The 18,875-nt window shown below is 62.6% G+C and carries 12 protein-coding genes, 1 tRNA gene and 1 pseudogene; 6 read left to right on the top strand and 8 right to left on the bottom strand.

Annotation, left to right across the window (positions count from 1 at the left end):
- Positions 1-158 precede the first annotated feature (158 nt).
- From GGQ99_RS17935 to GGQ99_RS17920, 4 genes are all read left to right on the top strand, one after another.
- Positions 159-1,754 carry a peptide ABC transporter substrate-binding protein gene (locus GGQ99_RS17935; RefSeq protein ID WP_183263580.1) on the top strand — a complete coding sequence of 532 codons (1,596 nt, stop codon included), beginning with the start codon at positions 159-161 and terminating at the stop codon, positions 1,752-1,754.
- Positions 1,755-1,837: 83 nt separating this feature from the next.
- Positions 1,838-2,761 (top strand): ABC transporter permease subunit, encoded by a 924-nt coding sequence (locus tag GGQ99_RS17930; RefSeq protein ID WP_183263579.1) that lies wholly within the window; start codon positions 1,838-1,840, stop codon positions 2,759-2,761.
- On the top strand, positions 2,754-3,872 hold the full coding sequence (locus GGQ99_RS17925; protein ID WP_183263578.1) for an ABC transporter permease: 1,119 nt from the start codon (positions 2,754-2,756) through the stop codon (positions 3,870-3,872). The genes GGQ99_RS17930 and GGQ99_RS17925 overlap by 8 nt, the downstream gene beginning before the upstream one ends.
- 1 nt (position 3,873) lies before the next feature.
- On the top strand, positions 3,874-5,490 hold the full coding sequence (locus tag GGQ99_RS17920) for an ABC transporter ATP-binding protein (protein WP_183263577.1): 1,617 nt from the start codon (positions 3,874-3,876) through the stop codon (positions 5,488-5,490).
- 54 nt (positions 5,491-5,544) lie between these two features.
- On the opposite strand, the gene GGQ99_RS17915 is transcribed toward GGQ99_RS17920, so the two are convergent.
- The 3 genes from GGQ99_RS17915 to GGQ99_RS17905 form a co-directional block, all read right to left on the bottom strand.
- Positions 5,545-7,308, bottom strand: a complete 1,764-nt coding sequence (locus GGQ99_RS17915; protein WP_246389642.1) for a TadG family pilus assembly protein — start codon at positions 7,306-7,308, stop codon at positions 5,545-5,547.
- Complete coding sequence (locus GGQ99_RS17910; protein WP_343061755.1) at positions 7,309-7,914, bottom strand: TadE/TadG family type IV pilus assembly protein; 606 nt, start codon at positions 7,912-7,914, stop codon at positions 7,309-7,311.
- A gap of 415 nt (positions 7,915-8,329) precedes the next feature.
- Positions 8,330-8,406, bottom strand: a tRNA-Pro gene (locus tag GGQ99_RS17905).
- A 207-nt stretch (positions 8,407-8,613) separates the two neighbouring features.
- Between GGQ99_RS17905 and GGQ99_RS17900 the strand changes: the two genes are divergently transcribed.
- Positions 8,614-10,134: a phosphohexomutase domain-containing protein gene (locus GGQ99_RS17900; RefSeq protein WP_183263576.1), complete on the top strand. Its 1,521-nt coding sequence runs from the start codon at positions 8,614-8,616 to the stop codon at positions 10,132-10,134.
- A 9-nt stretch (positions 10,135-10,143) separates the two neighbouring features.
- On the top strand, positions 10,144-12,384 hold the full coding sequence (locus tag GGQ99_RS17895) for a mannose-1-phosphate guanylyltransferase/mannose-6-phosphate isomerase (RefSeq protein ID WP_183263575.1): 2,241 nt from the start codon (positions 10,144-10,146) through the stop codon (positions 12,382-12,384).
- 60 nt (positions 12,385-12,444) lie between these two features.
- Here the strand turns inward: GGQ99_RS17895 and betB are convergent, their stop codons facing one another.
- The 5 genes and pseudogenes from betB to betI form a co-directional block, all read right to left on the bottom strand.
- Positions 12,445-13,908, bottom strand: a complete 1,464-nt coding sequence (gene betB / locus GGQ99_RS17890; protein WP_108608856.1) for a betaine-aldehyde dehydrogenase — start codon at positions 13,906-13,908, stop codon at positions 12,445-12,447.
- Between the two features lie 52 nt (positions 13,909-13,960).
- Positions 13,961-15,613: a choline dehydrogenase gene (gene betA, locus GGQ99_RS17885; RefSeq protein WP_183263574.1), complete on the bottom strand. Its 1,653-nt coding sequence runs from the start codon at positions 15,611-15,613 to the stop codon at positions 13,961-13,963.
- Positions 15,606-16,599: pseudogene (locus GGQ99_RS17880) on the bottom strand (threonine/serine dehydratase family protein). Before GGQ99_RS17880 ends, betA begins: the two are co-directional and overlap by 8 nt.
- Complete coding sequence (gene betC, locus GGQ99_RS17875) at positions 16,596-18,122, bottom strand: choline-sulfatase (protein WP_183263573.1); 1,527 nt, start codon at positions 18,120-18,122, stop codon at positions 16,596-16,598. The pseudogene GGQ99_RS17880 and the gene betC overlap by 4 nt, the downstream one beginning before the upstream one ends.
- On the bottom strand, positions 18,119-18,712 hold the full coding sequence (gene betI / locus GGQ99_RS17870) for a transcriptional regulator BetI (RefSeq protein ID WP_108608852.1): 594 nt from the start codon (positions 18,710-18,712) through the stop codon (positions 18,119-18,121). Before betI ends, betC begins: the two co-directional genes overlap by 4 nt.
- Positions 18,713-18,875: the final 163 nt, after the last annotated feature.

Raw genomic sequence — 18,875 nt, 5'->3', positions numbered from 1 at the left:
GAGTCGTGTTGAAATAAAAATTCGCCGTGGATAGTGTCAGCCACCGCTGGCGGTAGGGAGCTGCCGGCTCGCTCAACGAAACCGGAAAAATCCGGCATTCGGGCGCTAACTAGGCGAGGCCTGTTTTACGAGGAACAGGCCACTTGGGAGAAACAATCATGCTGAAGAACATGCTGAAAGCGACCGTGTTCGCCACGACGCTTGCCTTGGCCACCGGCGCGGTCTCCATGCCGGCCTTTGCCGAGGTCGTCTTCAATCGCGGCAATTCGGCCGATCCGGAATCGCTTGATCCGCACAAGACCTCGACTGTCTATGAAGCGCACATCCTGCGCGACTTGTTCTTTGGCCTGGTGATGCAGGACCAGGGTGCCAATCTGATTCCTGGTGCGGCCGAGAGCTGGACCGTTTCGGACGATGGCAAAGTTTATACCTTCAAGCTGCGCCAGGGCGCGACCTGGTCGGATGGCAGCCCGGTAACGGCTGAAGACTTCGTCTACTCGTTCCGTCGTCTCGAAGATCCGGCGACCGGCGCCGAATACGCCTCGATGCTGTACCCGATCGTGAATGCCGAAGAGGTCAACACCGGCAAGGCAAAGCTCGAGGACATGGGCGTGAAGGCTGTCGATGCTTCGACGCTTGAAGTGACGCTGAAGGCCCCGACGCCTTATTTCCTTGAAATGCTCACCCACCAGGCGGCTTACCCGGTCAACAAGGCGGCGATCGAGAAGCTTGGCGCCGACTGGATCAAGCCGGGTAACCTGGTTTCCAACGGTGCGTTCACGCTTGCCGAATTCGTCCCTAACGACCACATCAAGCTGCTCAAGAACCCGAAGTTCTATGACGCTGCGAACGTCAAGGTCGACGTCGTCAACTACATCCCGACCGAAGACCGCTCGACCGCCATCAAGCGTTTCGAGGCTGGCGAACTGGACAGCAACGACGACATCCCGACCGAACAGATGGCCGATCTGAAGACCAAGTTCGGCGATCAGTTGCGCGTCGGTGCCCAGCTCGGCACCTACTATTACGCGATGAAGTGGGACAAGGAGCCGTGGACGAACCTGCAGCTTCGCAAGGCGATTTCGATGGCGATCGACCGCGACTTCATCGCCGAGAAGGTCTGGCAGAATTCGATGCTGCCGAGCTACACGATGGTGCCTCCGGGCATCGAGGGCTACACGCCCATCGCAGCCGACTATGCCGACAAGACCCAGATCGACCGCGAAGACGAGGCCGCCAAGATCCTGAAGGAACTTGGTTATGGTCCCGACAAGCCGCTGAAGATGGAAATCCGCTACAACACGTCGGAAAACCACAAGAATACGGCCGTCGCAATCCAGGAGCAGCTCAAGCCGCTCGGCGTTGAAGTGTCGCTGGTCAACACCGACACCAAGACCCACTACGGGTTCCTTGAGCAGAAGGGCGACTACGATACGGCCCGCGTCGGCTGGATTGCCGACTACAAGGATCCGGAGACCTTCCTCGGTGTCGCGCGCAAGGCGAGCGGCAACAACTATTCAGTCTACAACAATCCGAAGTTCGAGGAAGCCATGGACAAGGCTGCTGCCGCAGGCGGCAAGCCGGAAGAGCGCATGAAGGACATGCAGGAAGCCGAGCGCATTGTCCTTGAGGATACGGGCTTCATTCCGATCCTCTACTACAGCTACAAGAACCTGGTTTCGTCCAAGCTCAAGGGCTTTGATGAAAACGTCATGGACGTTCACCCGACCCGCTTCATCAGCAAAGTCGAGTAACTCTGATTGTGTCGCCGCTCCCACCCGGGAGCGGCGACCCTAGCTGGATATGTTTCTGGCTGGCGTAACGGAGTACGGCGCCCATGTTTGTATATGTGATACGGCGGCTTCTGACCGCCATTCCCACCCTTTTTGTCATTGTGACAATGGCATTCTTCCTGATCCGCATCGCACCCGGCGGGCCGTTCAATCAGGAAAGAGGACTGAGCCCGGAGATCAAGGCCAACCTCGAAGCGCAGTTCGGCCTGGGCGACCCACTCTGGCTCCAGTACGTCAACTACCTCAAGAACCTGCTGCATGGCAATTTCGGGCCGAGCTACAATCTTCCCGATTTCACCGTCACTGAACTGTTCGCCAAGGGTCTGCCGATCTCGATCCAGCTCGGTTTCTCGGCTCTGGCGCTCGCGTTGTTTGTCGGTGGCATCCTTGGGATCGTAGCCGCGCTCAACCAGAACAAGCTCGGCGATTATTCGGTCATCGCGCTTGCCACTGCCGGCAGCACGATCCCTACCTTCGTCATCGCGCCCGTGATCCAGCTCCTGTTCGGTCTCACCTGGAAGCTGCTGCCGATCGGCGGCTGGGGTGATGGTGCGCTGATCAACAAGATCGGCCCAATCCTGACCTTGTCATTGCCGCAGATCGCCATCGTCGCGCGCCTGATGCGCGGCTCCATGATCGAGTCGCTGCGGTCCAACCACATCCGAACTGCGCGTGCGCTAGGCCTGTCCGACTGGTCGGTGGTGGTTAAGCATGCGCTCAGGGGCGCGGTGCTGCCTATCGTATCCTATGCCGGCCCGGCGGCTGCGGCACTGCTCACCGGCTCGATCATCGTCGAGACCATCTTCGCCATTCCCGGCGTTGGCCGCTATTTCGTCGATGCGGCGCTCAACCGCGACTATACGCTGGTGATGGGAACGGTCGTGGTGATCGCGCTGTTCACGATCGCATTCAACCTGATCGTCGACATCCTCTACGCCTTCTTCGATCCGAGGGTGCGTTATGACTGATACAGCCATCGCTGCCCCTGTCGTCGGGCGCTCGCTCTGGGCAGATGCCTGGGCACGCCTCAAGGCCAACAAGGCTGCCATGTTCAGCCTTTTCTACCTCATCGCCATGAGCGTCGTCTGTATTGTCGGACCGTATTTCGTGCCGCATCAATACACCACGATCTATGCCGACTATGTCAGGACCCCGCCCAGCCTTTCGTCATATCCAAAGCCGGAGATGATCGAGACCGCCATGAACGACGCCGTCCGGCGCATGCGGGTCGACGTCAAGGAATGGCGCCAGGAAGGCGAACGCGTCTTCATCACCGTGACCTCGGCCAAGCCGCTCGACGAGCGCAACATCCGCTACCTCGACCGCTCGGATACGTTCGACAATGCCAAGCTCGATAGCACATCCGCTGACGGCCTGACGGCGGTCATGAGCGCCTCGATCAAGCAGCAATACTTCCTCTTCGGCACCGACAATACCGGCCGTGACCTGCTGTCGCGAACGCTGATGGCCGGCCGCATCTCGCTGGCGATCGGTCTTCTGGCCGGAGTTGTCGCCGTGGTCATAGGTGTCGTCTATGGCGCAACCGCCGGCTTTATGGGCGGCAAGACCGACGAGGTGATGATGCGCATCGTCGACGTTCTTTATTCGCTGCCGTTCATCTTCTTCGTCATCATGCTGGTCGTCTTCTTCGGACGAAACTTCGTGCTGATGTTCCTGGCTGTGGGAGCGGTGCTATGGCTCGACATGGCGCGCATCGTGCGTGGCCAGGCCTTGTCGATCCGAAGACAGGAATACGTCCAGGCAGCGGAAGCGCTCGGCGTCAGGTCGCGCGGTATCGTGCTGCGGCACGTCATTCCCAACCTGCTCGGGCCGGTGGTCATCTACATGACCCTGCTGGTGCCCCAAGTCATCATCCTGGAGAGCTTCCTGTCGTTCCTGGGGCTCGGCGTGCAGGAGCCGATGACGAGCTGGGGCGTGCTCATTTCAGCCGGCGCAAAGAACATCGGCACCGCCAATTGGCTGCTTTTGTTCCCCGCATTCTTCCTTGTCTCGACGCTTTTCGCGCTGAATTTCATCGGCGACGGACTTCGCGACGCTCTCGATCCGAAGGACAGGTGAGATGGCTGGCGAAACGATCCTTTCGGTCAATGACCTGCGCGTCCGCTTCCGCACGCTCGATGGTGCTGTGGAAGCGGTGAAGGGCATCAACCTTCACATCGACGCCGGCGAGACGGTGGCGGTGGTCGGCGAGTCCGGCTCCGGCAAGAGCCAGACGATGATGGCGGCGATGAGCCTTCTCGCGTCCAACGGCGAAGCCACCGGTGTGGTGGACTATCGCGGCAAGAACCTGTTGACGCTCGGAAAATCGGAACTCAATAAGGTCCGGGGCGTCAAGATCAGCATGATCTTCCAGGAGCCGATGACCTCGCTAGACCCGCTCTACACGATCGGCAACCAGCTGATGGAGCCGATTCGGCGGCATCGCGGGCTCGACGCCAAGGCGGCGCGCGTCGAAGCGCTTAGGCTGCTCGAATTGGTCAAGATTCCCGACCCCGAGCGCCGCCTGAAGTCTTATCCGCACGAAATGTCGGGCGGCCAGCGCCAGCGCGTGATGATCGCCATGGCATTGGCCAATGATCCGGACATCCTGATTGCCGACGAGCCGACGACGGCTCTCGACGTGACGATCCAGGCGCAGATCCTGATGCTGCTTGCCGAGTTGCAGCGCAAGCTCGGCATGGCGATCGTCTTTATCACCCACGATCTTGGAATCGTCAGGCGCTTTGCCGACCGGGTCTATGTGATGCGTTCGGGCGAGGTGGTGGAGGAAGGCAAGGCAGACGAGTTGTTTGCCAATCCGCAGCACGATTACACCAAGATGCTGCTCGCGGCCGAACCGACCGGACGCAAGGCTGCACCGCCGGACAATGCGCCGATCCTGCTCGAGGGCCGAAACGTCGAGGTCGAGTTCAAGATCGGTGGCGGGTTTCTAGCCGGTCCGCCGATGTTGCTCAAGGCGGTCGACCACATATCGGTAATGCTTAAGCGAAATCAGACCATCGGCATCGTCGGCGAGTCCGGCTCGGGTAAATCCACGCTTGGTCGGGCGCTGCTCAGGCTGCTGCCGAGCGAAGGCTCGATCCGCTTCGGCGGCCAGGACCTGTCGAAGGCCGACAAGTCGACAATGCGCCCGTTGCGGCGCGAGTTGCAATTGGTCTTCCAGGACCCGTTCGGTTCGCTCTCTCCGCGGATGACGGTCGGTCAGATCATCACGGAGGGCCTTCTTGTCCACGAGCCGTCCCTTTCAGGCAAGCAACGCGACGCCCGCGCCGTCGAAGCCTTGCTCGAAGTCGGCCTCGACCCGGCTGCCCGCAACCGCTATCCGCACGAATTCTCCGGCGGCCAGCGCCAGCGCATTGCCATCGCCCGGGCGATGATCCTCAAGCCCAAGGTCGTGGTGCTCGACGAGCCGACCTCGGCGCTCGACCGATCAGTGCAGAAGCAGATCGTCGAGCTGCTGCGCAAGCTGCAGGCCGACCACGACCTGTCCTACCTGTTCATCAGCCACGACCTCGCCGTGGTGCGGGCGATGTCCGACTACATCATCGTGATGAAACAGGGAAAGATCGTCGAGGAGGGGCCGACGGAGGAGATCTTCGGCGATCCGCGCGAGGCATATACGAAGACACTGATGGCCGCGGCGATCGACGAGACCAAGTTCCGCCAATCGGCCTGAACAAAAAGCGCCTGCCGCCTGCGGGGCTGTCCCCGCAGGCTCTTTGTCCTTTGGCTAAAGAACCAGAACCGACCGGCCGCAGGACACGCCGTGGACGCGGATATCGGCCTCGCCCACCTTGACGCCCAACAGCGCAAGGACGTTGAAAACCAGGCCGTCGACGGGGGCCGTGACGCCCGACAACAGGTTGGCGACGGCTGTCTTGACCGCGGCATCGGAGGGCAGAAGTATGCCGATCCCCAGGCCCAACAGCCTCACATCGACGCTGAGGTTCAGGTTCTTGATCAGCGAACTGGTCAGTGACTGAGTGAGATTGCTTGAAGACACCGACTTGATGGTGCGGTCGTCGATGTCGTTCTTGTTGAAGGTGAGTGTCTTTGGCGTGGTGTTGCCGATGTCGACATTCGCGCTGCCGCTGACCTCGACCTTGATCAGCCCGACTGCGTTGACGTTCACGAGCTCCGCCGGGTGGACGGTTGGTTCTTTTGTAAAGACACGGAGATCGGCCGGATTGATCTGGCCGAGCCAGACTTCGGCGATGCCGGGTTTGGCTGCCACGGTGACGACCGCGCTGGCCGGCTTTCCGGTCGGACAGGATACACCCTTGAGCTGGCCCTCGGCGTAGGCGAGCTCGACATAGACGGGCAGCTTGATCGAGGCGCCGAGGACGCCGCCAAGCAATCCGCCGGCGCCGCCGACCGTGGCTTCGATCTGCAGGCGCGTCTGGGCGGTCCGGACGATCTTGCCCGCTTCGCCGATCGCAAACCAGGTGCCGCCTTGCGGTGGCTCGCCGATTGCCAGATCCAGTTTGACCGCCAGCAGGCCGGGAACGCCGACGCCGAGATTGGCCGCCACCTGGTTCTTGCCGTTGGCGATTGCCGCGGCGGCACCGATCAGTTCCATCAGGCCGACATTGGCATCGAACGCCGAGGCGCCGTGACCCAGGGCCAGCTTGCCGACCTGGCCGAGGTCGATGTAGTGCGACAGCGGCACCTTCAGCGATCCGGGCAGCTTGGCGCCGAGCAGCTTGGCAAGTGCCACGTCGGCATCCTTGTCCTTGGTCGTGGTCGCCAGCGCTGACACGATCTGGCCGACGGTCGCTTCGGCTTTCAGCACGTCATTGTAGGTGCCGGCGCTCACCTTGAGTTCGGTTGCCAGGGCATCGATGAACTGCAATGCGTTCACATCCGTGGCCAGCAGGGCGTTGTAGTCCATCGCCGCCAGCGACAGGTTGGTTCCCAAAAGTCCGCCCAACAGCGGATTGAGCAGGGCGCTTTGCTGCGTATTGACGCTGACAAGGCGGGAGCCGATGGAAAAGGCCGCTTCCGCGGGAGCGCTGGCGACCGCGGTGGTGACGATGTTGCGTTGGCCGGTGACCAGATTGGCAAAGAAGGTGGTGCCATCCTTGCGGTAGGTTACGCGCACCGCATTGTGGGGCGTCGCATCGACGACGAATCGTTTGCCTGCCTCGACCATCGCGTCCGGCGTGTATCGGCCCTTCTCGACCCGGACTTCCTTGTAGCCGACCCCTGTCGGCTGGATGTCGAAAGTGCCGGCCAGGGAAACGCCGCCCTGGCGGTTGTTGGCGAAAACCTTGAGCACCGCTGCGTCGGCCTTGGCTATGTTGGCCGCGGCATAGATGGCGGCCAGATCGGTGATCGACTGCGCTTCGCGGCGCTCGACATAGAGTGAGCCTTCGTCGACAGCAAACGCGGCCGCCGCGATGCCGATCGGCAGGCTCAGGGCGAACATCGTGGCAAAGTTGCCTTTGGTCGAACGTCGGAAGCTGCCAAGCTTCTGCATGATGTTCGTGCGCATTCAGATGCCCCCCACCCGAATTGTCGAAGAACGAGAGATGGTCTTTTCCGGTAGCGGCAGCATCGGCAGCAAGTTCCAGATCGGAAGGTGGCCTGCGTCGTAGCGCAACGAGACGACGAACTGCTCGCTGTCCTTGTCGCTGTCCTTGACCTCGACGACGAGCTTTTTCCTGTCGATGAACACGTAACCGTCCGCGTTGAGATCGATGTACCGTTGCGCAAGCGTCTTGCGCTCGTTCTCGTCAAGACCCGCAATTGCGGTGCGGGCTGCGTCGGCTGCCATCTGCTGGACGGAATGCAGTGCGCCGAAATAGATGCCGTAGGCGATCATCCCGAATACCAAGAGGATGAAGACCGGGGCGACGATTGCAAATTCAATTGCCGAAGTGCCGGATTGGTCTTGTATGATGGTCTGTCGATCAGGTGGCCGGGTGCGCGCCAGGATCTTGTCCTGCCTGCTCTTCAAGCCGATCAACTCGGTGAAGGGCTTGGAGCCTTCTGCTCCCAGCTTGCGGCGCTGGCGAGAGGGACTCGGCTTCATGCGTCTTTGAGAAGCTTGAATCTCACGAGAATATTGTTTGTATGCAAAGTAATTATGATATTCCATATGCCACCTGTTTGGCGATAGCCAAGATCTTTTCTTCTCACGCTGTGGAGAAGATCAAGATCAGCAGCAGAATGGCCGTAGAAGATTATCGATTTGCTAATGTGATGATCCAGGATGGATGATACTCAAGAATGAATATATCCATGGCTAAGAATTCATATCAAATCTTCTGCAATCTATGCGTGAATTTAGTTGCGATATCAGGTTGTGCGATGAGGTGGGAAGTTGACACGCCAGCTTGATCAAGCAAAGGATGGCCCGTGACAACAGTATCTGTATCGATGCAGGCGAGGCAAAGTGGCTTACTTGTGGCGAGCGGCCCGCAGCAGCAACGGGAGGGCGTCCGGTTGTAGAGCGCATGAGCCAGCGCCGGAGCGCCGCCAAAGCCTAATGGATTGAGATGTCGGGATTTTTCTGGTCGGAGTGGCAGGATTTGAACCTGCGACCCCATCGTCCCGAACGATGTGCGCTACCAGGCTGCGCTACACTCCGTGACCAGTCGGCGGGCTTATAGCCGCCGCTTCTGCTTCCTGCAAGCGCCAAAGGATTGGCTGGCGTAATTTTTCGCAAGCGAGTTATCTTATTGAGCTTTTTTGGCTTTGTTCCTGTGCTGCAGGTGAGGACAGTGCTCCAATCTTGCGATAAACCGTTCGGAAAACAATCGGTTCGTAAATCTTTGCGAATGCCCGGAGTGACGTTGTGAACATCAAGCCAGTCGGCCACGTGGCGCCCAATACGTTCGAATTCGAGACGCGCGCGCTGGTAAAGCCGACGGGTTTCCGCGAATACGACGCGCGCTGGTGGTTCGGGCATCCAAGTTCGCCCAAGGAGCCAGAGCTCAACCTGATCGGCGTGCAGGCGCTCGGCATGGGTATCGGCACGTTGATTCGTCGCCTGGGCGCCGGTCCCGATATCGTCACCGGCCACGACTTCCGCTCCTATTCGATGGCCATCAAGCTGGCGCTGGTTTCCGGGATGATGGCAGCGGGCGCACGGGTCAAGGACATCGGGCTGGCGCTTTCGCCCATGGCTTATTTCGCCCAGTTCGCGCTCGACACTCCTTCCGTCGCGATGGTGACCGCCTCCCACAACGAAAACGGCTGGACGGGCGTGAAGATGGGCGCGCAGCGGCCGCTGACCTTCGGGCCAGACGAAATGACGGCGCTCAAGGAAATCGTGCTCAACGGCGAGTTCGAGCTGGTCGGTGGCGGCTCCTACGAATTCGTCTCGGATTTCCGCAGGACCTATCTCGACGATCTCGTCGCCGGAAAACGGATCACCCGCAAGCTCCGGGTCGTTGCCGCCTGCGGCAATGGCACTGCGGGCGCATTCGCACCCGAAGCACTGGAACGGATCGGCTGCGAGGTCATCCCGCTCGACGTTGAACTGGATCATTCTTTCCCGCGCTACAATCCCAACCCCGAAGACATGCAGATGCTGCATGCCATCCGCGACAAAGTTCTGGAGACCGGCGCCGACGTCGGACTAGGCTTCGACGGGGACGGCGACCGTTGCGGCGTCGTCGACAACGAAGGCAGCGAGATCTTCGCCGACAAGGTCGGCGTGATGCTCGCGCGCGATATCTCGGCGCTGTATCCGAATTCCACCTTCGTCGTCGATGTGAAGTCGACCGGCCTGTTCAACACCGACAAGGTGCTGGCTGCCAATGGCGCCAGGACGGACTACTGGAAGACCGGCCATTCCTATCTCAAGCGCCGGGTTGCCGAGTTGGGCGCTATCGCCGGCTTCGAGAAATCAGGCCATTTCTTCTTCAATCCGCCGATCGGCCGTGGCTATGACGACGGCATCGTCACCGCAATTGCCGTGTGCCAGATGCTCGACCGCAACCCCGGCAAGTCGATGGCCGATCTCTACCGGGCGCTGCCGCTGACCTATGGCACGCCGACCATGTCGCCGCATTGCGATGACGAGCTGAAATACGGCGTCGTCGACAAGGTCGTCGCCGATTTCGAGGCGATGCAGCGTAATGGCGAAATTTTCGCGGGCCAGAAGATCATCGACCTGATCACCGTCAACGGCGTGCGCGTGGTGGCCGAGGATGGCACCTGGGGGCTGGTTCGCGCTTCCTCCAACAAGCCGGAATTGGTCGTGGTGGTGGAAAGCCCGGTATCGTCCGAAAGGCGGCGTGAGATGTTTGAGGGCGTCGACGCCGTTTTACGGCGCAATCCGTCTGTCGGCGCCTACAACCAGACATTCTGAGGAGTGGGCATGGCTGAGAGAATCGTCAGTTTTGTCATGAGCGGCGGCGTCGGCTCCAGGCTCTGGCCGCTGTCGCGCGAGGACAACCCCAAGCAGTTCCACGACCTGTCGGGCGACGGCTCGATGCTGGTCAAGACGCTGAAGCGGCTCGCCGCGCGCGATGTGGGCGAAACGCCGATCTATCTGATCGCGTCCGAGCGCCATGCCGCGCGCGTGCGTGCCGACCTTGCCGCAATCGACCTTTCCGGCGGCGGGGCGATCTTCGAGCCGACCGGACGCAACACGGCAGCCGCCGTGGCAATCGCAACACTGCAGACGCTCAAGGACTACGGCGACGGCATCGTATTGGTCGTTCCGTCGGACCACGAGATTTCGACGCAACGCCAGTTCTGGGACACCGTCGAGCACGGCGTGCCGGCTGCATCGGCCGGCCGCATGGTCGTTTTCGGCATTCGCCCGACTGCGCCAGAGACGGGCTATGGCTATATCGAGGCCGGCGTGGAAGCCGGTGGCATTTCCGACGTCACCCGCTTCGTCGAGAAGCCGGACCTCAAGACCGCCGAGGCCTATCTCGCAGCCGGCAACTTCTTCTGGAATGCCGGTATTTTCCTGTTCAAGGCGAGCGCCATGCGCGATGCCTTCCTCAAGCACCAGCCCGAAATCTGGCAGAAGGCAGAGGCGGCGTTCAAGTCAGCTACGATCGACCTATCAGGCGTCTACATGCCGCTGGATCTGTATCAGGACATACCGTCCAACTCGATCGACTACGCCATCATGGAGCGCGTCAGCGGCATCGCCATGGTGCCTGCGAGCTTCCGCTGGAACGATCTCGGCTCATGGCAATCGCTGCTCGATGTCAGCCCCTCCGACAAGGACGGCAACGTCATCGTCGGCGACGTCGTCGCCATCGACTGCGAGAATTCCTACCTGCGCGGCGAGGGGCGGCTGCTCTCAGCCATCGGCCTCAAGGGCGTAGCCATCGTCTCCACATCGGACGCGACCTTCGTGGCGCCGGTCAGCCACAGCCAGAACGTCAAGAAGATCGTCGAGCAGCTTGAAAAGAGCGGGCGTCTGGAGACGAAATTCACGCCCGCCCATGGCCGCGTGCAGGTGAATGGCGCCTGGCGCCGACGGGTTCAGCACTGGCTGATGGAAGAGACGCTGCCGCTATGGTCTACAGCGGGGTTGGATGAGCAGTTCGGCGGTTTTCACGAGGCCCTGGGCTTCGACGCAAGGCCGCTGGCGAAACCGAAGCGCATGCGCACCATGGCGCGCCAGGTCTATGCCTTTGCAGTCGCCAAGCAGCGTGGCTGGGACGGCAGGGCCGATGCGCTGATCGACCATGGCATACGCTTCATGGCCGACAAGGGCCGCACCGACCGCGGCGGCTGGGTGCGTGCGCTCAACCCCGATGGCAGTGTCGTCGATCCGGTCGAGGATGCCTACGACCACGCCTGCGTGCTGCTGGCGCTGGCGCACGCCCATCGCTCCGGCAACGCCGAAGCGCTGAGCCTGGCTACTGAAACATTCGCCTTCCTCGACAAGCACCTCGAGGACGAGCGCATGACGGGCTTCATGGAAAGCCCTGATGGCGAGGGGGTGCGGCGCTCAAACCCGCACATGCATCTGCTGGAAGCGTTCCTCGCCTGGCATGCGGTGACCGGCGATCGGGCCTATCTGCGCAGGGCGGCCCGAATCATCGACCTGTTCCGCAGTCACTTCTTCGAGGTGGACAGCTGGACGCTGGGCGAGTTCTTTGACCGCGACTGGCATCCGACGCCTGGCGAGAAGGGGCAGTGGACCGAGCCCGGCCACCATTTCGAGTGGGCCTCGCTGCTGGTCGACTTTGCCGACAAGAGCGGCCAGAAGGACCTGGTTGCCTTCGGGCGCAAGCTTTACGCCTCGGCGGTCGCTAACGGGCTCAACCGCGCCACCGGATTGGCCTATGGCGCGGTCTCCCGCCAGGGCCTGCCCCTGGACCGCGTCTCGCGCAGCTGGCCGCAGACCGAAGCCATCAAGGCTGCGGTGGCGCTCGACGGCACGGGCGGTCCTGACCTCAAGCCGGAGATCGAGGCGCGCGTCGGCCGCCTATTTCGCTGGCATATAGACCCCGCGCCGCAAGGCTTGTGGATCGACCAGATCGACGAGCACGGCCGTTCGCTGGCCAAGGAGGTGCCGGCGAGCATCTTCTACCACCTGGTGACGGCGCTGACGCAATATCTCGACAAGACCGAGGACGTCGCACACTAACGTCTTCCAAAACAAAAAAGCCGGCCAATTGGCCGGCTTTTGCTTTCCAGGCGATGCCGTTCAGTAGGGGCTCGCGACGTCGCCGGTCTCGACATAGACCGACTTGAGCTGGGAATAGTGCTGGAGCGCGGCGAGCGAATTCTCGCGTCCGATGCCCGATTGCCTCGCGCCGCCAAAGGGGATTTCGACCGGCGTCAAATTGTAGGCGTTGATCCAGCAGGTGCCGGCCTTGAGTTCGCCGACGACGCGATGGCCGCGGGTTATGTCCTTGGTGAACACGCCGGCGGCCAGGCCGAACTCGGTGTCGTTGGCGCGTGCGATTGCCTCTTCCTCGCTGTCGAAGGACAGCACGCTCATGACCGGGCCGAAGATTTCCTCGCGGGCGATGCGCATGTTATCGGTGACGCCGCTGAACACGGTCGGCTCGACGAAGAAGCCGCCCTCGAAACCCTGGAGTGAAGGCGTGCCGCCGCCGCAGCGCAGTTCGGCACCCTCGCTTTTGCCGATGGCGATGTAGTCCAAAACCTTGTCGTGCTGGGCCTTGCTGACCAGCGGGCCCATCTGGGTTTCGGGATCGAGCGGATCGCCGATACGGATCGCCTTGGTGCGCTCGACCAGGCGTTCGACGAAACGGTCGTGCAGGCCTTTCTGGACAAAGACGCGGGTGCCGTTGGAGCAGACCTGGCCGGTCGAATAGAAATTGCCGAGCATGGCGCCGCCGATGGCGTTTTCGAGGTCGGCGTCGTCGAAGACGATGATCGGCGACTTGCCGCCGAGTTCCATCGTGGCGTGCTTCATGTGCGAGCCGGCGAGCGCCAGCACCTTCTTGCCGGTGGGCACCGAGCCGGTGAGCGAAATCTTGTCAACGACAGGATGCGCGGCGAGGGCAGCGCCGACGTCGCCATAGCCCTGGACCACGTTGAACAGCCCGTCGGGCAGGCCGGCCTCGGTGTAGATTTCGGCCAGCGCAAGAGCGGAAAGGGGCGTGTTCTCGGAGGGCTTGAACACCATGGCGTTGCCCATGGCCAGCGCAGGCGCCGACTTCCATCCGGCGATCTGGATGGGGTAGTTCCAGGCGCCGATGCCGACGCAGACGCCGAGCGCTTCGCGCTTGGTGTAGGCGAAGGGGCCGCCGAGATCGACATAGTCGCCGTTGAAGGCGGCGATCGCGCCGGCGAAGAATTCGAGGCAGTCGGCGGCGGATGCCGCGTCGGCGACAAGCGTCTCCTGGATCGCCTTGCCGGTGTCGAGGGTCTCCATCCGCGACAGTTCCTCGTTGCGGGCGCGCAGGATGTCAGAGGCGCGGCGCAGGATGCGGCCGCGCTCGACCGGCTTCAGCCGCGCCCACGCCGGCTGCGCCTCGCGTGCGGCCTCGACGGCCAGCTCGACGACGTTGGCTGTGGCCGAGTGCAGCGAGGCGACCGCTTCGCCGGTGGCCGGATAGATGACCGGGATTGGTGCCCCACGCTCGTCGTCGATGTAGCGGCCGTTGACATAATGCGAGGCTTTGGGCTGGGCGCGCATGCGATTGCTCCAGTTGTATTTTCAGTGTCTGGCGTGTTGGCCGGATGATGCTCTATCTGTCCGAGACCTGCCAGCGCGGATTGATCCACGGCTCCTGGTTCGACGGCGCAAGCGGCGTACGGCCTAGGATGTGGTCGGCGGCCTTCTCGCCCGTCATGATCGACGGGCCGTTGAGGTTGCCGTTGGTCACGCGCGGGAAGATCGAGGAGTCGGCGACGCGCAGGCCCTCGACGCCGATCACCCGGCATTCGGGGTCGACCACGCTCGTGGGGTCGTCGGCGCGGCCCATGCGGCAGGTGCCGCAGGGGTGGTAGGCGCTTTCCGAATGCTCGCGGATGAAGGCGTCGAGCTCGTCGTCGGTCTGAACCTGGCTGCCCGGCGAAATCTCATTGCCGCGGAACGGATCGAAGGCCGATTGCGCGAAAATCTCGCGAGTGAGGCGGATGCAGTGCCGGAAGTCCTCCCAGTCATCGGGATGCGACATGTAGTTGAAGCGGATCTCCGGCTTGGCCCACGGGTCGCTCGAGCGCAGGGTGATCGCGCCGCGCGACTTCGAGCGCATCGGCCCGACATGCGCCTGGAAGCCATGAGACTTGGCAGCTGCCTTGCCGTCGTAGCGTACGGCTGCCGGAAGGAAGTGGAACTGGATGTCGGGATAGTCGACACCGGCTTTCGAGCGCACGAAGGCCGCCGCCTCGAAATGGTTGGTGGCGCCAAGCCCGGTCTTGAACAGCAGCCATTCTGCCCCGATCAGCGCCTTGGAAAACGGGTTGAAGACCGAATGCAGGGTGATTGGCTGGGTCGCTTCCTGCTGGATGTAGAGCTCCATGTGGTCCTGAAGATTCTGGCCGACGCCACGCCGGTCGGCCACGACGGATATGCCGTGTTGCTTCAGGTGCTCGGCGGGGCCGATGCCCGACAGCATCAGCAGTTTCGGCGAATTGATCGAGGACGCAGCGACGATCACCTCGCGTCGTGCCTTGACGACCTGGACCTTCCTGCGCGCTTCGATCTCGACGCCGACGGCGCGTTGATTCTCGATCACCACGCGCCGGGCGAAGCCATTGACGACACGGACATTTCCGCGTTTCAGCGCCGGACGCAGATAGGCGTTGGCGACCGACCAGCGGCGCCCGCCATGGATGGTCTGCTCCATGGCGCCAAAACCTTCCTGCTTGGAGCCGTTGTAGTCCTCGGTCAGCTCGAAGCCGGCCTGCTGGCCTGCTTCGACGAAGGCCTGGTAGAGCGGGTTCCTGCGCGGGCCACGCTGCACGTTGAGCGGCCCCGAAGTGCCGCGCCAGCCGTCCTCGCCGCCGTTCGAATGCTCCATGCGCTTGAAGTAGGGCAGCACGTCGGCATAGCCCCAGCCGGACGCACCCTGTTCGGCCCAGTGGTCGAAGTCGCGGGCGTGGCCGCGAACGTAGACCATGCCGTTGATCGAAGACGAGCCGCCGAGCACCTTGCCGCGCGGGGTCGCCAGCGTGCGTCCGCCGAGATGCGGCTCAGGTTCGCTGGAATAGCCCCAGTCGTAGCGGCTCATGTTGAGCGGGATCGACAGCGCGGACGGCATCTGGATAAGGGGCCCGAAGTCGGTGCCGCCATACTCGATGACGATAACCGAGTGCTTGCCGTCCTCCGACAGGCGATAGGCCATGGCCGAGCCGGCGGAGCCGGACCCGACGATTACGAAATCTGCTTCAAGCATTGTTCATATGGACCATGAAATCGGCGAGCGAGACGTTGCCGCCGGTTGCGACGACGAGCACCGTCTTGCCGGCCACGTCGACCTTTCCTCCCAGAAGTGCCGCCAGCGACGAGGCGCCCGAGGGCTCGAGCACGAGCTTCAGGCGCTCGAACGCTACCTTCATCGCACTGCGGACGGCTGCGTCCTCGACAGTCAGTCCGCGCACATTGGTCGTCGTGACCGCAGCATAAGGTGCTTCGCCCGGTTTGCGTGCCATCAGGCCGTCGCAGATCGATTTCGGACCCAGGGGCATGGTTTCGATCGCGCCATGGGCGAGCGACGAGCCCATGCCCTTCCGGTTCCACCGCGAACACCTGTGTCGATGGCGACAGGTAGTGGAAGGCGAGCGAGACTCCGCCAATGAGTCCACCGCCGCCGACCGGGCAGAGCACGATGTCGGCCGCAACACCTTTCGCCGCCAGTTGGTCGAGCGCTTCGAGCCCGGCACCGGCCTGGCCGGCGACGATTTCGGGGTCGTCGAAGGGATGGAGCAAGGCGAGGCCCTCGGTGTCCGAGATTTCGCGCGCCTTGGCGGCGGCGACTTCTTCGCGGGCGCGGTCGCCATGGTCGGTCAGCACCACGCGGGCGCCGTAACCCTTGGTCGCCTCGCGCTTGGCTGCAGGCACATCGATCGGCATGACGATGGTGACGGGAATGCCGAGCGCCTGGCCGGCGGCGGCAAGGCCCTGGGCGAAGTTGCCGGACGAATAGGCAACCACGCCGCGCCGCGCCTCGTCAGCTGTGAGCTGCTTGAGCCGCCAGTAGGCGCCGCGCGCCTTGAACGAGCCTGCCCATTGCAGCGACTCCGCCTTGACGAAGACGCGCGCCGCGCCGGTCTCGCGGGCCAGCGCAGCGGATTCGAGCAGGGGCGTCAGCTGCGTCGCACGCGATGTTTCGGCATAGGCCTGGCGGAGCCTGTCCAGGGTGGGAACTGTTGTCGTCATCATTCGCCTCTCGGGAAACGCTTGCTCTCTTCGAGCACGTTCAGGTCCATGTGGTTGCGCATGTAGCGCTCGGATGCTTTCTGCAGCGGCTGGAAATCCCACGGATAGTAGGCGCCGTTGCGCAGCGCGGGATAGATCACCCAGCGGCGCGCCTGGCTTTCCCGCACGGCCGCATCGAAGGTTGCCATGTCCCAGCGTGCCCGGACATTCGTCATGAAGCGGGCCACAAGTTCGGCGTGGGCGGGGTCTGCGGCGAGGTTGTCGAGCTCCTGCGGATCCGATTCCAGATCAAACAGTTGCGGCGGGTCGATCTCGCAATGGACGAACTTGAAACGGCCGTCGCGGATGGCGACCAGCGGGCAATAGGAACCCTCGGCGGCATATTCCATGAGCACGGGGGCGGTTCGCTGTTCGCCGCGCATCAGCGGCAGAAGCGACTGTCCGTCGGTCCAGGGCATGATGGCCGAAAGGTCGATGCCGGCGAGGTCGCACAGCGTCGGCAGCACATCGAGATTGGAGGTCGGCGCCTCGATCAGTCCGGCGGGCAGGCCCATGCCTGATATCATCAGCGGCACGCGCGCCGAGCCCTCGTAGAAGCACATCTTGAACCACAGGCCGCGCTCGCCGAGCATGTCGCCGTGGTCGGAGCAGAACAGGATGACCGTGTCATCGAGCATGCGCGTGCGCTCGAGCACCGACAGCAATTCGCCGACCTTGTCGTCGATGTAGGAGATGTTGGCGAAGTAGCCGCGGCGCGAGCGGCGTACCTGCTCGGGCGTGATGTCGAAACTGGCGTAGTCGCTGGCGAGATAGAGGCGCTGCGAATGCGGGTCCTGTTGCTCGGTCGGGATGAAGCCGACCTCGGGATCGAGGGCAGGGCTATCCTCGTAGAGGTCCCAATATTGGCGCCGCGCGACATAGGGGTCGTGCGGGTGAGTGAACGAGACGGTGAGGCACCACGGGCGACGCTCGGCCTGATCAGAGGTTCGGGCGAAGTCGTACAGTTTCTGGGCGGCGAGGAAGGCGACCTCGTCGTCATACTCCATCTGGTTGGTGATCTCGGCCGTGCCGGCGCCGGTGACCGAGCCGAGATTGTGATACCACCAGTCGATGCGCTCACCCGGCTTGCGGTAGTCCGGCGTCCAGCCGAAATCGGCGGGATAGATGTCGGTCGTCAGGCGCTCCTCGAAGCCGTGCAACTGGTCCGGGCCGACGAAATGCATCTTGCCCGAGAGCACGGTGTGGTAGCCGGCGGCACGCAGGTGGTGGGCGAAGGTGGGGATGGAGGAAGTGAATTCGGCAGCGTTGTCGTAGACCCCGGTGCGGGATGGCAACTGTCCACTCATGAAGGCGGCACGGCCGGGCGCGCAGAGCGGCGAGGCGGTGTAGTTGTTCCTGAACCGTGTCGACCGCGCCGCCAGCGCCTTGAGATGCGGGGCGTGCAGGAAGTCGGCGGGGCCGTCGGGGAAGAACGTTCCGGCCAGCTGGTCGACCATGACGATGAGGATGTTTGGCTTGCTGGTCATCGTGCGCGGGCCGCCTGCGACAGCTTGGTTTCCAGATAGTCCTCGACCAGCGCGATCGCCGAAGCGGCATTGGGGATGCCGTCGCGCAGGGCCCGGCGAATGTAGAGCCCGTCGATCATCGCTGCTGTCGCCTCGGCGACGTGCTCGGCGTCCGCGCGGGGCAGCAGGCGCGCAAGGCCGCTCATCAGGTTCGAATGAAGGCGATGGGCGTAGATCCGCAGCAGGCGGCGCAGACCCGGCGACTTCTGCGCCTCGACGTAGAAGGCAAGCCAGGCGGCGATGGTTGCGGCGCGGAACTGCTTGTCGGAGAAATTGACCGAGATGACGGCCGACACGCGTGCACGCGGGGTCTCGGCAACGCGCAGTGCCGCGGTGGTGTCGGTCAGCAACTCGGACAGGAGATGCCGCATGGTGGCGGCGAGCAGGTCTTCCTTGGCGCCGAAATAGTGGTGGGCGAGGGCGGAAGACACGCCGGCGCGGCCCGCGATCTCCGACATGGTCACATCAAGGCTGCCGCGCTCGCCGATCGCCGAGATCGTCGCGTCGATCAGCGCCCTGCGGCGCAGCGGCTCCATTCCGACCTTGGGCATACAAGCTCCTCCAACGGCCAAGCTATTTTTTATTGACGCATCAATCAATAAAAAACACGGCGCATTTCGTCTCGAATGCGCCATTGAAAGCTGATGAAAACTGTTCATATTTGAACGGAATTGAAGGGCGTTGGAATCGCCCGGCAAATGGCGCAACATAGAA

Source organism: Aminobacter niigataensis (assembly GCF_014200015.1).
Classification (GTDB): Bacteria; Pseudomonadota; Alphaproteobacteria; order Rhizobiales; family Rhizobiaceae; genus Aminobacter; species Aminobacter niigataensis.
This window is presented reverse-complemented; position numbering and strand designations above follow the sequence as displayed.

Excerpts from the sequence above, each read along its gene's own strand:
- GGQ99_RS17935 (WP_183263580.1), top strand. The coding sequence starts at position 159 with ATGCTGAAGAACATGCTGAAAGCGACCGTGTTCGCCACGACGCTTGCC.
- GGQ99_RS17930 (WP_183263579.1), top strand. The coding sequence starts at position 1,838 with ATGTTTGTATATGTGATACGGCGGCTTCTGACCGCCATTCCCACCCTT.
- GGQ99_RS17925 (WP_183263578.1), top strand. The coding sequence starts at position 2,754 with ATGACTGATACAGCCATCGCTGCCCCTGTCGTCGGGCGCTCGCTCTGG.
- GGQ99_RS17915 (WP_246389642.1), bottom strand. The coding sequence starts at position 7,308 with ATGCGCACGAACATCATGCAGAAGCTTGGCAGCTTCCGACGTTCGACC.
- betA (WP_183263574.1), bottom strand. The coding sequence starts at position 15,613 with ATGCTTGAAGCAGATTTCGTAATCGTCGGGTCCGGCTCCGCCGGCTCG.
- GGQ99_RS17910 (WP_343061755.1), bottom strand. The coding sequence starts at position 7,914 with ATGGAATATCATAATTACTTTGCATACAAACAATATTCTCGTGAGATT.
- betB (WP_108608856.1), bottom strand. The coding sequence starts at position 13,908 with ATGCGCGCCCAGCCCAAAGCCTCGCATTATGTCAACGGCCGCTACATC.
- betI (WP_108608852.1), bottom strand. The coding sequence starts at position 18,712 with ATGCCCAAGGTCGGAATGGAGCCGCTGCGCCGCAGGGCGCTGATCGAC.
- GGQ99_RS17895 (WP_183263575.1), top strand. The coding sequence starts at position 10,144 with ATGGCTGAGAGAATCGTCAGTTTTGTCATGAGCGGCGGCGTCGGCTCC.
- betC (WP_183263573.1), bottom strand. The coding sequence starts at position 18,122 with ATGACCAGCAAGCCAAACATCCTCATCGTCATGGTCGACCAGCTGGCC.
- GGQ99_RS17920 (WP_183263577.1), top strand. The coding sequence starts at position 3,874 with ATGGCTGGCGAAACGATCCTTTCGGTCAATGACCTGCGCGTCCGCTTC.